Origin of the sequence: Filomicrobium sp., from assembly GCF_025698805.1 — a bacterium.
Classification (GTDB): Bacteria; Pseudomonadota; Alphaproteobacteria; order Rhizobiales; family Hyphomicrobiaceae; genus Filomicrobium; species Filomicrobium insigne.
In genome coordinates this window covers 353983-366314 of sequence record NZ_JAILWT010000002.1, presented here as the reverse complement: position 1 = coordinate 366314, position 12332 = coordinate 353983, and the positions used below count along the sequence as shown (strand labels likewise).

Annotated in this window: 11 protein-coding genes and 1 tRNA gene; 7 read left to right on the top strand and 5 right to left on the bottom strand. The window is 56.1% G+C overall.

What is annotated here, in order from left to right; translation table 11 throughout:
- Positions 1-76: 76 nt before the first annotated feature.
- Together cydB and K5845_RS05430 are read right to left on the bottom strand one after the other, a co-directional pair.
- Entirely contained in the window at positions 77-1093 is a 1017-nt protein-coding gene (gene cydB / locus K5845_RS05435) for a cytochrome d ubiquinol oxidase subunit II (protein ID WP_287958545.1), read from the bottom strand.
- A 2-nt stretch (positions 1094-1095) separates the two neighbouring features.
- Positions 1096-2505: a cytochrome ubiquinol oxidase subunit I gene (locus K5845_RS05430; RefSeq protein ID WP_046475246.1), complete on the bottom strand. Its 1410-nt coding sequence runs from the start codon at positions 2503-2505 to the stop codon at positions 1096-1098.
- 183 nt (positions 2506-2688) lie between these two features.
- Here K5845_RS05430 and K5845_RS05425 point away from each other — a divergent pair, with 183 nt between their 5' ends.
- The 4 genes from K5845_RS05425 (at position 2689) to gltS (ending at position 6796) form a co-directional block, all read left to right on the top strand.
- Positions 2689-3201, top strand: coding sequence for a GNAT family N-acetyltransferase (locus K5845_RS05425; RefSeq protein ID WP_046475250.1), 513 nt, complete (start codon positions 2689-2691; stop codon positions 3199-3201).
- Positions 3202-3476: 275 nt separating this feature from the next.
- Complete coding sequence (locus K5845_RS05420) at positions 3477-4700, top strand: YbfB/YjiJ family MFS transporter (protein WP_287958544.1); 1224 nt, start codon at positions 3477-3479, stop codon at positions 4698-4700.
- Positions 4701-4877: 177 nt separating this feature from the next.
- Positions 4878-5336 carry a hypothetical protein gene (locus K5845_RS05415; protein WP_287958543.1) on the top strand — a complete coding sequence of 153 codons (459 nt, stop codon included), beginning with the start codon at positions 4878-4880 and terminating at the stop codon, positions 5334-5336.
- 260 nt (positions 5337-5596) lie between these two features.
- Positions 5597-6796: a sodium/glutamate symporter gene (gene gltS, locus K5845_RS05410; protein ID WP_287958542.1), complete on the top strand. Its 1200-nt coding sequence runs from the start codon at positions 5597-5599 to the stop codon at positions 6794-6796.
- A 36-nt stretch (positions 6797-6832) separates the two neighbouring features.
- On the opposite strand, the gene K5845_RS05405 is transcribed toward gltS, so the two are convergent.
- Positions 6833-7711 (bottom strand): LysR family transcriptional regulator, encoded by an 879-nt coding sequence (locus K5845_RS05405; RefSeq protein WP_090227855.1) that lies wholly within the window; start codon positions 7709-7711, stop codon positions 6833-6835.
- A gap of 87 nt (positions 7712-7798) precedes the next feature.
- Here K5845_RS05405 and K5845_RS05400 point away from each other — a divergent pair, with 87 nt between their 5' ends.
- Positions 7799-8437, top strand: a complete 639-nt coding sequence (locus K5845_RS05400) for a class I SAM-dependent methyltransferase (protein WP_287958541.1) — start codon at positions 7799-7801, stop codon at positions 8435-8437.
- On the opposite strand, the gene K5845_RS05395 is transcribed toward K5845_RS05400, so the two are convergent.
- Together K5845_RS05395 and K5845_RS05390 are read right to left on the bottom strand one after the other, a co-directional pair.
- Positions 8434-9141, bottom strand: coding sequence for a haloacid dehalogenase type II (locus K5845_RS05395; protein WP_287958540.1), 708 nt, complete (start codon positions 9139-9141; stop codon positions 8434-8436). The two genes, K5845_RS05400 and K5845_RS05395, sit on opposite strands and share 4 nt — an antisense overlap.
- 289 nt (positions 9142-9430) lie before the next feature.
- Positions 9431-9506: transfer RNA gene (locus tag K5845_RS05390), tRNA-Glu, on the bottom strand.
- Between the two features lie 157 nt (positions 9507-9663).
- Between K5845_RS05390 and K5845_RS05385 the strand changes: the two genes are divergently transcribed.
- Together K5845_RS05385 and rpoH are read left to right on the top strand one after the other, a co-directional pair.
- On the top strand, positions 9664-10689 hold the full coding sequence (locus K5845_RS05385) for an RluA family pseudouridine synthase (protein ID WP_046479738.1): 1026 nt from the start codon (positions 9664-9666) through the stop codon (positions 10687-10689).
- Positions 10690-11094: 405 nt separating this feature from the next.
- Positions 11095-11982, top strand: a complete 888-nt coding sequence (gene rpoH, locus K5845_RS05380; protein WP_090227849.1) for an RNA polymerase sigma factor RpoH — start codon at positions 11095-11097, stop codon at positions 11980-11982.
- The last annotated feature ends 350 nt before the right edge of the window (positions 11983-12332 follow it).

Genomic DNA, 12332 nt, shown 5'->3' with positions numbered 1-12332 from the left:
ACAGCTTCACTCATGCCGCAATTTAAGGAAGCCCACCTTGGAACAAGGTGGGCTTTATTCATCAACGTTTATGCCTTCAGTGGTAGCCTTCTCCAGGCCGGACCTTTCCGCGAAATGTCCAGTAATTGAAGATCGTGTAGCCGAGGATCAACGGCAGCATGATCATAACACCGACCAAAGTGAAGATTTGTGACTCAGGTGGTGCAGCCGCCTGCCAGAAGGTTATTGACGGTGGTACTAGGTAAGGGATGTTGGAGATCCCCAACCCGATAAGCCCGAGCATGAACAGGGCAATCGTCGCTATAAACGGCGTGAGCTCGTCGCCCGTTACGAGGCTACGCCAGCAGATCCATGCTGCGAATGCTGTCAGGATGGGAACAGGCGATAAGTAGAGGATGTTGGGCCAGGAGAACCATACCTCGGCAACGTGTTCGGTTGCCAAAGGAGTCCACAAGCTCACGATCCCCATCGCTACGAGTACGATCGGTAGCAGAGCCTTGGCTTGCTCGCGTGCGCGGCTCGCGACTTCCCCCTCGGTGCGCATTAAGAGCCAGGTGGCTCCCAGCAACGCGTATCCTGCTATCAGGGCAAGGCCGATAAAGATCGGGAAGGGACGCAGCCAGTCTAAAGCGCCGCCCGCAAAAGCATTGTTCTCGACGGTGATGCCCTGGAGGATCCCGCCCAAGACAACGCCCTGAGCAAAGGTGGCGACGATCGAGCCGCCGGCGAAAGCGACGTCCCATACAGAATGATGATCGGGTTTGGCGACCCAGCGGAATTCGAACGCGACGCCCCGGAAGATCAGGGCGAGCAGCATGATGATGATCGGCAAGTATACCGCAGGCATAATAATGGCGTAGGCCATCGGGAATGCGACGAGCACTCCTACACCGCCGAGAACCAGCCATGTTTCGTTTCCATCCCAGAAGGGTGCGACGGTGTTCATCATCACGTCGCGATGCTCTTCTGTCTTATAAAATGGAAAGAGGATTCCGAGGCCGAGGTCAAAACCGTCGAGGATGACGTAGGCCGCGACGGCAACGACGAGAATGGCGGCCCACACCACGGGTAGCCAATATGTCATGTCATCCATAGCTATTGCCCCGATTCAGTTGTTGCTTCGCGCGCTGCGCCCGTGGCGCCTGAGAGTGGCCGCGAGGGAACGCCGGGAGCAGTTTCATCTCCCGAGATAATGGAAGGTTGCGGACCTTTCGCGATCAGGCGGTTGATGTAGTAGATGCCTACGGAGAATACGCTCGAATAAACCAGCACGAACAGGATAAGGCTCGTCAGGACCGTTGTTAGTCCGATGGGCGAGACGCCGTCCGCGGTGCGCAGAATGCCTTGTACGAGCCAGGGTTGACGGCCGGTTTCGGTGACCCACCAGCCAGCCAAAATGGCGATGAAGCCCAGCGGCCAGCAATGTTGTACGAAGCCGAGATACCAGCGCGATTCAAACAATCGGCCCCTGTACCAGAGCCAAGCACCTACAAATCCAATTGCGATCATCAGCAAGCCGATGCCCACCATGGCGCGGAATGCGAAAAAGACGGGTGTGACGGGGGGGCGATCCTCAGGTTTGAAATCCTTCAGACCCGGAAACAAGCCATCCGGGTCGTGGCGAAGAACCCAGCTTGCGCCTCGTGGGATCGAAATTTCGTAATCGTTGCGCTCCTCGGCCTGATTTGGCAACGCGAACAGGACCAAGGCGCCGGGTTTCGAACCATCCCAGTGAGCTTCCATGGCGGCGATTTTTGCCGGCTGATGTTCCAGCGTGTTCAGGCCGTGCATGTCGCCGATAATGAGCTGTAGCGGAGCAAGGATCGCGACCATGCCAAGCCCCATGCGGATCATGGTCTTTGCTTCTTCTATGTAGACGCGTGCCATCAGGTAGCGCGCGCCGACCGCGAGCACGACGAGCGATGTGGTGAGGAAGGCCGCGGTGAACATATGTGAGAAGCGATAGGGAAAGCTTGGATTGAATATGATCGCCCACCAGTCGACGGGTGAGGCGATCCCGTCCTTCATGACGTGGCCGGTGGGCGTATGCATCCAGCTGTTGGCTGCCAGAATCCAGAAGGCAGAGAGTGATGTCCCCACTGCGACCAATATTGCCGCTGTGATGTGAAGTTTCGGCGGAAAGCGATTCCAGCCAAACAGCAAGATTCCGAGGAAGGTTGCTTCAAGGAAAAATGCTGTCAGGACTTCGTAGCCGAGCAGGGGGCCAATAATATTGCCGGCCCGGTGCGAGAATTCGCTCCAGTTTGTACCGAATTGGTAGGATAGCACGATGCCGGAGACGACGCCCATCGCGAAGGACACGGCGAAGATTTTCGTCCAGAAGCGCGCGAGTTGGTAAAGATAGTCGCGCTTCGTCCAATGCCAACGGATCATCAGCGTCGCGATAAATGCCGCGAGCCCGATCGTGAAGGTGGGAAAGATGATGTGGAAGGCTACGGTGAACGCGAACTGGAGCCTTGCGAGGAAAAGAGCGTCGAGTTCCATGAGAGCTTCCCATCTGTCTGCCGCAGACGAATTCTCTGTCCTAGGCTACGCCAAATTCGTCACGGATCAATGACTAATAGTGAGGTGGTTAGGATGGGCGGGTTTCATTGTTAATCCTGTGTTTGAAATTCTTTATGGCGTCCCGATTGGATTGGAAATCGGATGCAACTAGAGGGAGACCGGATGTCGATCATCGTGAGAGAAATGGCATTGGCAGAAGTCGATTTGGTCATTGAGTATTTTCACGGATCGACGCCGGAATATCTGGATCTTCTTGGTGTCGATCCGACGCGCCTCCCCAGTCCGGACGTGTGGCGCGAGCGATTTCAAACCGATCTCCTGCTGCCCTTGGATGAGCGTGCCCGGTACTTTTTGATATGGTTGCAGAATGGTAGGCCGATTGGCTTTTCAAGTTGCGACAAAATCGTTTTTGGGCAGCGTGCGAACATGCATCTGCATATCACGGAGGCGGACCTCAGGCAGCGGGGTGTGGGCTCAGGGTGCGTTCGTCTTAGCGTCGATACCTATTTCGAGAAGCTCAAGCTCAAGAGCCTCTTCTGCGAGCCAAACGCGTTTAATGTTGGTCCGAACCGAACGTTGCAGAACGCTGGATTCAAGTATCTCAAGACGCATAAGACAGTACCGGGAATGCTGAACTATCATCAGGCGGTTACTCAATGGGTTATCGAGCGCTAATCTCGCAAAGTGTTTGGCCGTGTGAGGTGTAACACTCACGTGCGTTTTGTTCGAAACGCGCGTCATGATGCTTCGTCAGATAGGTATGGCTTCATGTCATTGGGCGTGAGGTGTCAGCTTGTCTAACATCCAACTTCCTGCCTTTCCGCCGTCCGAGGCACGCCAGTTTGACAAGTGATCGTTCCAGGCAAGACCGAACGTAGTCGGTTTTGTCGGTTGGACATTTCTCTAGCGGCAACCCAGGGCGTGCTCACAACGGGGAAAGCTTCATCAGCATGTCAGAAAATTCCGCGAGTTCTCCGCAAGAGGTTGCGAGGACTACTCTTAGCCGTTCGGATTGGTTTGCGACGATTGCCGGTTTGTCGGCGAATTTCGTTTCAATCGGTCTTGCCCGGTTTGGATACACGCCACTTATTCCTGCACTCATCGATGCTAACTGGTTTTCCTCTGCCACAACCGTTGCGCTTGGCGCTGCGAATTTGGCCGGGTACCTGATCGGAGCTTTCGCCGGCAAAGGTATGGGCACGATGTTGTCCAACCGGCTCGCGCTGCGGGCGTCCATGATATTGGCTACGGCCGCATTTTTTGGGTGTGCCTATCCGCTCTCGGTGTCATGGTTTTTCGCATGGCGCTTTCTTTCAGGTTTTGCCGGTGGCGCCATCATGGTGCTGGTGGCGACGACGGTGCTGCCGCACATTCCAGTGCTCAGACGCGGTTTTGCCGGTGGCATGATCTTTTTGGGCATAGGTCTTGGCATCGCGTCGTCCGGCACTCTCATCCCCGCACTGCTTCAGTTTGGAGTCCGCGAGCCCTGGATCGGATTGGGCATTTTATCGATCATTCTGACCGCGATCAGTTGGTTTGGGTGGCCTGCATTTACTCCCCCTTCCACCACGGAGGTCGCAACGGGGGCTGAGAAGGCGAAGGAGCGCATCGCCCTGCGTGTTCTTTATGCGCAATATGCGTTGAATGCCCTCGGCATTGTGCCGGCGATGATCCTGCTCGTTGACTATGTTGCGCGCGGACTTGGCCGTGGAGCGGAAATCGGATCGGTATATTGGGTCGCTTATGGGCTGGCCGCGACAGCAGGACCAATAGTCTGTGGCTACCTCGCGGATGAAATCGGATTTCGGCAAGCTTACCGTGTGGTCTTAGCACTACAGGCCATAGCTGCGGCGTTCCTTGCCTTTAGCGAGCATTGGCTGGTGATCGGTGTAACGGCTGTCATTCTGGGTGCCTTCACGCCTGGCATTGTGCCGATCGTGTTCGGTCGGGTCTGTGAGATCTTCCCCCATAATTATGCTGCGCAACGCACCGCATGGGGGCGTACGGCTATGGCATACGCTTTGTTTCAGGCTCTTGGTGCTTACGGATACGCATTTCTGTTCAGTCATACCGATGAGAACTACAGCCTGATCTTTCTCTGTGGCGCCGTCGCACTTGTCATGGCGTTGCTGGCTGACTTTGCTTTGAACGTTCTAATGAAACGATTTCGTTAAAACGGTTGTGGCTGCATTGGGCAGCTTAATGTCTGCTTTTCCATAAAAAGGGTATGTAAGCTTCACAAAATGGGGTTCGTGATAAACCGCTTCCCACGTTGTGATGCCAAGTCCGACGAGGCTTTAGAAAACTCCAGCTGTCGTTAGCGTGTGACCACGCTTTTAAGGGAAACCCCTATGGTTCGATTGTTCACGATTTTTATGTTGTCTGCTTTGTCGATGATGACGGCTTTTTCTGCGATGGCTGACGAAGGCCATGGCCCCTCTGTAGGCGCCAAGGGTATGGCGGGTGCCTTGGGTGTTTTCAGTTTCAAGCCTGATGATTGGAAGCAGGGCGAGATGACTTACTGGTCCGATACTGACGGAGTAAATCCTGGTGCCGCAGGCTGTCACGTTGGAACGGATAAGGACGGGAATCCAAACGGCAGGATGTTCGGCGAAGCTTGCCTCTCGGATACCCTGCTTGTTGAATCCAATCCTGGGGTTGATGTCGTTCACGCGCACAGCGATGATGTTGGCCACCCCGACAAGTTCGACTGTGATGTTTGGTGTAAGGGACAGGGCTCGGCTAAAGGCATCTGTGTTGCCGCTCCGGCCCCTCCATGCGCAGCTTCAGCAAAGTGCTCTTGTGAGTGAACGGCTCGTATTTTTGGAATAGCATCTCGCTTATCCAAGGGCTGGAAACGAGGCTTAGAGTATTGCATTGTGGAAGCGGTGTGAGACGGGGCTGAGAGCGCTAACGAACTCGATTGAAGGGTGGCGCCTAGCATCGCCGCCCTTTTTCCGTGTGAGGCAGTCTGGGCTGCAGATCGCGCTGGCTGTTTCTCAGGTTGCGAATTCAAAGTTGAGACGTTGGTCAGCAGCGCGCATTCGCTGAGACAGAATTCTCGGGTAGCATGCAGATTCCAGCATTTCCGGCCGTAACGTGCGGTATAATCGTCTTTTTTGTCGGTGCGTTCTTGACGCGTCGCGTCCCTTTTCTGCGCGACTACAACATTCCCGAACCCGTGGCGGGCGGCTTGATGGCTGCCCTTGTCACGTGGGTGTACTTCTTGGTCTCCGGCACGCAGATTACGTTCGATCTCATCGTGCGTGACCAGTTGCTCGTGATTTTCTTCGCTACTCTCGGTCTCAATGCGCGTTTCTCGGATCTGCTGGCCGGCGGTCGCCTTCTCGGGATTTTGCTCGCGCTTACCGTGATATTCATCCTGATCCAGAATGCGGTTGGTTTCCTGGGCACGAGCCTTTTTGGTCTGCCCGCGAGCGTCAGCGTGCTTGTCGGTTCGGCTTCGCTTATCGGGGGACACGGCACCGCTATCGCGTGGGGGCCAACAATCACCTCCGTGTCTGGTTTCGCTGCGGCCGAGGAAATCGGTATCGCTGCGGCTACGCTCGGACTTGTGGCTGCGGCGCTTATCGGAGGACCGCTTGCAAAGTACTTGATTGAGCGGGACAAGCTTGAGGCGAGTGACAACGATACTCTTATTGTTGGGCTTCCTGACGAAGATCCGGGGCCAGGGGAGCCGGATATCGACCACATCGAGCTTATGCGCGCTATCCTGGCTGCGCACGTTGCCGTGCTGCTCGGCTACCTAGCAAATCAGTGGATCTCTGACCTTGGTTTGACGCTTCCTCTCTTTGTGCCGTGCATGCTTGTCGCCATCGTAATGGCCAACACTATTCCGTATCTCTTTCCGACGTTGCCATGGCCAGGAGGCACACGTGCGCTTGCAGTCGTCTCTGACTACTGTCTTTCCGTATTCCTGGCGATGTCGCTTATGAGCATGCAGCTTTGGACGCTCGCAGGTCTGGGTGGGCCTTTGGTCGGGATTTTGATCCTACAGGTCGTGGCCGCGATGGTGTTTATTTTGTTCGTCGTGTACCGGTTCACCGGAGCCGATTATACCGCTGCGGTTTTGAGTGCGGGCTTCGCCGGGTTTTCCCTTGGCGCAACGCCCACTGCGATCGCAAACATGTCGTCGGTGACGAAGCATCATGGACCGGCGCCGCTCGCGCTCATCATCTTACCGCTGGTGTCGGCCTTCTTCGTGGATCTGGTCAACGCGATGGTGATTCAGTTTTTTGCAGGTCTCTAGCGCTTCATGGACCTCGTCGCGACGTGCTAAAGACGTTTACGTCAGGCGCGTCAGTTCCTCGGCCAGGATGTCATAGACGACCCGGATCCGCCGGCTTGTGCGCAGCTCGCGGTGGGTTACTAGCCAGACGGGAACCTTTGCGGCTTCGGTTTCGGGAAATAGTTCGACGATGCCCGTGGTGCGTTCGGCGATCTCGCGCATCATGGCGCTAATTCCCAATCCGCGTTTGACCATTTCCCAGACGACGACCGAGTTTTCCGATACGAGCCGAAATCCGTCTTCCGTCGCAGGAATGCCGATGCCGCGCATGAATTGGGCGAAGCGTTCGGTATCTTCGAACCCGATGAGGTACTGAGCTATGTCCGCCATGGATTTGGGGCGTTCATTGCGTGAAAGCCAAGATTGAGATGCGTAAAAGTTCGCTGTGCTCTCGCGAACAAGTTTGCCGACAAGACCGTCTTCGTCGGGCCGTACGTGGCGGATGGCTATATCCGCTTCGCGCCGGCGCAAGTCGCTCAATGAGTTGCGGGATATGATGACGAGCGTGATCTGCGGGGCTTCCTCGCGAATACGTTCTGCGATGTCTGGAAGGATATAAGCGGCGTAAGCGTCACTGGCGGAAATGCTGACGCGGCCTTCGATCGCTTGAGTGTGCCCGGAGGCAGCGAGGGTCAAGGCGTTTGCGGCTTCACCCATGGTGCGTGCATGCTCCAGAAGGCTCATGCCGGTTTCGGTCAGAACGAGTTTCTTGCCGACCCTTTCGAACAACGTTGCATCGAGTTCAGCTTCGAGGGCGGCAACCTGGCGGGACAGGGTCGGCTGGGTCAGTCCGAGCTGTCGTGCGGCAGCCGAGAGCGATCCAGCTTCTGCGGTCGCGAGGAAAGCCTGAGCTCGGTTCCAATCCATCGTCTTCATGCATTTTTGTATATGTGACTTGCAATTTTCCGCAATTTCAAAATTTCACGCATATGCTAGTGAGCGGCGGCTCATAGGAGGCTGCTCATGTTCCGTACCCTTAACAATGCCCGCTTCTGGGATCGTGCTGCGCGCAAATATGCCGCCGGTTCGATTTCCGATATGGCAGGCTACGACCGGACGCTCGAGCGTACCCGCGACTACCTGAAAGATACCGATGTCGCTTTTGAATTCGGATGCGGAACCGGGACGACGGCGCTCAGGCTTGCTCCTTCCGTGGCGCAGATCGCCGCGACCGATATCTCGAGTGAAATGATCGCGATTGTGCGCGAGAAAGTTGCGGTCGAGGGCGTCTCGAATGTGTCATTCGATGTGGCGACACCTGATGATCTGCCGTGGCCGGATGAGACCTACAACGCGGCTTTGGGCTTCAATGTTTTGCACCTTCTCGATGAGCGCGAAGCCGCGTTGAAGAGCGTGCATCGTATCCTGAAGCCAGGAGGGCTCTTTATCTCGAAGACGCCGTGCCTCAATGAAATGAGTTCGATTGTTCGTTTCGGAGTCCCTGTCATGCAGCTCTTCGGGAAAGCACCCTACGTCGCGTTTTTCTCAGCGGAGGAGTTGGAGCGCGAGGTTGCTGCGGCGGGATTTGAAATCATCGAGCGTGGCCGTCACGGATCGGGGCGGAAGGACCCTCGATTGTTTCTCGTGGCGCGGAAGCGTTAGCGTGTGGTCTGAGTCTGCCAGCGCTTAATGATTTGATCGGCGAGGTCGCTCAGATCTGGCGCAATCAGATCAGGGATCGGCACTCGTGCCGCCGGCAGAACGGCATTGTGAGGGCGTGTAATGAGGGCGCCACGACAGCCAGCAGCCTGCGCACCAATCGTATCCCAGACATGGCACGCGATGAGGCAAATGTCAGATAGCTCGACGTGCAATTTTTCAGCGACCAGTCGGTAGACTTCGGGGGCTGGTTTGAATTTTTGAACCGCGTCGACGCTGAAGGAGCGTTCAAAGAATTCGGCGATACCTGCACATTCAAGTGGTGTTGGCGAAGCTGCGCTCGCTGAATTTGTCAGTGTCACAAGCCGAAATCCTGCATCGCGTAGCTGTGCTAGCGCCGGCACGACATCGGCATGCGCCGGCATCGCGTTCATCCGCTCTTTCAGTTCATCGATGTCGCTGTCGACGAGCGTCTTTCCGTGAATTGACGCGAGCATGCGGAGCGCTCCCACGCCCAATTCGCCAAATGGCGTGTACAGGCCCGACAGGGTCATGGTCTGGGAGTAGAGGACAAGCTGCGCGAACCATTCTCTCAAAATCGCCGGGTCGTCGAAGACGCGATCAAACAGAGGTTCGAGCGTCGTGATATCGAGCAGGGTTTCATTCACGTCAAATACGAGAATGGAGGAAGGTCCATTGTGGGACATGGGCTATCTTTCGCAGCCGGACGACAAGCAGGAGAAGGTCTCCGATTAGAATGTCTTGTGAATTTCCGAATTGCTCTCAGGGCTATAGATCCTGCACTGGCGCATCGGTGACATCAAATCCAACTGTGGTGAGAAAAGCCAGCACGGGAACTTACCCAGTTCTTCCATGTCTCCCGCTCACAATCGAAGCGCGATGGCTTTCTCGGCTCAGTAAATCGTAGAGCCGAGTCGGGTATGGACTAGGTTCTTCTGGCTCAGATCGGCGGAAAATAAATAAAAACAAATATAGTGGCGCCCCGTACGGGACTCGAACCCGTGTTTCCAACGTGAGAGGCTGGCGTCCTAGGCCACTAGACGAACGGGACGTGTGCACTGTTGGCAGACGGCTCGTATAGTTTAGGCTGCTTCGCTGATCAAGGAAATAGAATCGACACGTCGCGTTCTGTTTTGGCGCATGATTGAAAAAACGTCCGGCTCACGTGGCGTGCGCGTTACGTGTATCCGCAGGTGAAAGAGAAATTCGTGAAGGTGGATGAAGACAAGACGGCGGAGAGCGACGTGCGCGAGTTTTTCGCTTCAGCCGAAGACGTCGGTGAGCGGATCGATAAGTGGCTTGTGGGGAAGCTTCCAAACTTCAGCCGCTCGCGTATCCAGGCGCTCGTGCGGGAGGGAGCGGTTTGGTCCGGTGGGCGGATTCTCAGCAATCCCGGTGAGCGTATCAAAGCCGACGAGGCATATAGAATTATAGTGCCTGACGCTGTGCCGGAACCCCCGCGTGCTCAGCCCATTGCGCTGAATATCGTCTATGAAGACGCGCATCTCATTGTCGTAGACAAACCGGCCGGACTCGTTGTGCATCCTGGAGCCGGGCATTCCTCCGGGACGCTGGTTAATGCGCTTATCGCGCATTGCGGCGAGAGTCTCTCTGCTGTTGGCGGGCCAGAACGGCAAGGGATCGTGCATCGGCTCGACAAAGATACTTCAGGGCTTTTAGTGGTCGCAAAAGACGATGCAACTCACCAAGGTCTGGCTGAGCAGTTCGTGTCTCATGGACTTGATGGGCGGTTACGCCGTTCCTATATCGCGTTGTCCTGGGGAGAGCCCGATCGCAATCGGGGGCAAATCGAGGCGAATCTGGGCCGCAGTCCGCAAAACCGCACAAAAATGGCTGTTGTCGCACCTGAGGAAGGTCGGCACGCGGTGACCCATTATGAGGTTCTGCGGACGTTCGATGCTCCTTCTGCGCCGAAACTCGTTTCGCTGATGCGTTTGGTGCTCGAAACAGGCCGCACACATCAAATTCGCGTGCATTTGGCGCATATCAGGCATCCAGTTCTGGGGGATCCGGTTTATGGTAGTGGCTTCAAAGCGAGCGCGCGTCGGCTAGGGCCAGCAGCGCGAACGGCACTCGAGAGGTTGGGGCGACAAGCTCTACACGCCGCAGAATTGGCGTTTGAACACCCGGTTACCGGCGAACAGCTCTCATTTGAGAGCCCTTTGCCCGACGATATGGTCCGGCTTGTTGAATGCCTGGAAGCCGGAAACTGAACCTGGAACATGGCTTAAAACAATGTTGGGGCTAAACGACCGTGCGTGCACGGACGCTGAAGTTTGTGCTAGAATAAATTCCGCTGAAATGGGATTTGGCGAATAGCCATTCCCGGCCGCTACTCGACCGGCAAATGGCAATTCTCGCAGATGTCGTCAGCTACAGATTAGCTTATCGGTCCGATCACTTCTTGAGAGGGAACCGAATGCGAAGAACTGCGTATCACTTCAAGGAGTTGTGACGGCTTGTTACGTCAATAACACGGCAATGTTCATTGCTGGGCGCGCGTTGCTTGGATAAGCACTTAAATACATTCCCGGCCCTTGCAACGGACTGGGCGCCTTCGAAACGTTTGCTAGAGCCGACAATGGTGGTCGGCGGGCATTGGAAAGTGGGGTTACGCGATGGCCAGTAAAACTCTTCCGACAGTCAGCGGCGGATCGGTTGGACTGTCCCGGTACATGGAAGAAATCCGCAAATTCCCGATGCTCGAGCCGGACGAGGAGTTCATGCTCGCCAAGCGGTGGCAGGAACATGAAGATTCCGAAGCGGCTCACAAGCTCGTCACGTCGCACCTTCGCTTAGTTGCCCGGATTGCGATGGGCTATCGCGGCTACGGTTTGCCGATCGGTGAGGTGATCTCCGAGGGCAACGTCGGCTTGATGCAAGCGGTGAAGCGTTTCGATCCGGATCGCGGGTTCCGCCTCGCGACCTACGCGATGTGGTGGATCCGTGCTTCGATCCAGGAGTACATCCTGCGTTCGTGGAGCCTTGTGAAGATGGGCACCACAGCGGCGCAGAAGAAGCTCTTCTTCAACCTGCGCCGGGCCAAGAGCCAGTTGCAGGCTCTGGAGGACGGGGACCTGCGCCCTGACCAGGTGAAGGCGATCGCAACGAAGCTCGGCGTTACCGAAGAAGACGTGATTTCGATGAATCGGCGTCTGGGTGGTGATGCTTCGCTCAATGCTCCGCTCCGTGCTGAACCGGATTCGGGTGAATGGCAGGATTGGCTCGTTGATGATGCTCCGGATCAGGAAGAGCAGCTTGCGGAACAGGAAGAGCTCGGCATGCGCCGCAGCTATCTGTCCGAGGCGCTTTCGACTCTCAATGAGCGGGAGCGGAGGATTTTCGAGGCCCGGAGATTGGCTGAAGATCCTTCGACGCTTGAAGATCTGTCTGGTGAGTTTGGCGTGAGCCGCGAGCGTATTCGACAGATCGAGGTGCGTGCCTTCGAGAAGGTTCAGAAGGCGGTTCAGAAAGCAGCCCTAGAGGCTGAGCGCGAAGAGGCTTAAATGCCTGCCGCGGCCCTATAAAAAAGGGCTGCGGCCTTTACGCGCCTGCGGTGTTGATCAGCGTGCGCCGCACAATGCCCATGAAAATACGGGGCGAATCATTTAAGTTGTTGACTCGTGAGGAGTTAGTCCTTGCCACCGCTGTGTGGTGGCGCCTGCGAGAGTGCGCGTTAAGGACAAAAGGGGGGCAATTGCCCTTGTTGTTGCCGTTAACAGGCCGGCACAAGTCCGGCTGGCACTTGCCGAGCGCGTGGTGGGTACGGATGACCCCACCCGAGGGAGCGTTCGGCAGCCTTACAGGCACTGCCTTCTCACAATCGCATCCTGGATCGCCTCGACAGCCGAATTTC

What these genes read in the sequence shown, in the direction of transcription:
- K5845_RS05415 (WP_287958543.1), top strand. Translation starts at nt 4,878, where the DNA reads ATGGTTCGATTGTTCACGATTTTTATGTTGTCTGCTTTGTCGATGATG.
- gltS (WP_287958542.1), top strand. Translation starts at nt 5,597, where the DNA reads ATGCAGATTCCAGCATTTCCGGCCGTAACGTGCGGTATAATCGTCTTT.
- K5845_RS05425 (WP_046475250.1), top strand. Translation starts at nt 2,689, where the DNA reads ATGTCGATCATCGTGAGAGAAATGGCATTGGCAGAAGTCGATTTGGTC.
- K5845_RS05420 (WP_287958544.1), top strand. Translation starts at nt 3,477, where the DNA reads ATGTCAGAAAATTCCGCGAGTTCTCCGCAAGAGGTTGCGAGGACTACT.
- K5845_RS05405 (WP_090227855.1), bottom strand. Translation starts at nt 7,711, where the DNA reads ATGAAGACGATGGATTGGAACCGAGCTCAGGCTTTCCTCGCGACCGCA.
- K5845_RS05400 (WP_287958541.1), top strand. Translation starts at nt 7,799, where the DNA reads ATGTTCCGTACCCTTAACAATGCCCGCTTCTGGGATCGTGCTGCGCGC.
- cydB (WP_287958545.1), bottom strand. Translation starts at nt 1,093, where the DNA reads ATGGATGACATGACATATTGGCTACCCGTGGTGTGGGCCGCCATTCTC.
- K5845_RS05430 (WP_046475246.1), bottom strand. Translation starts at nt 2,505, where the DNA reads ATGGAACTCGACGCTCTTTTCCTCGCAAGGCTCCAGTTCGCGTTCACC.
- rpoH (WP_090227849.1), top strand. Translation starts at nt 11,095, where the DNA reads ATGGCCAGTAAAACTCTTCCGACAGTCAGCGGCGGATCGGTTGGACTG.
- K5845_RS05395 (WP_287958540.1), bottom strand. Translation starts at nt 9,141, where the DNA reads ATGTCCCACAATGGACCTTCCTCCATTCTCGTATTTGACGTGAATGAA.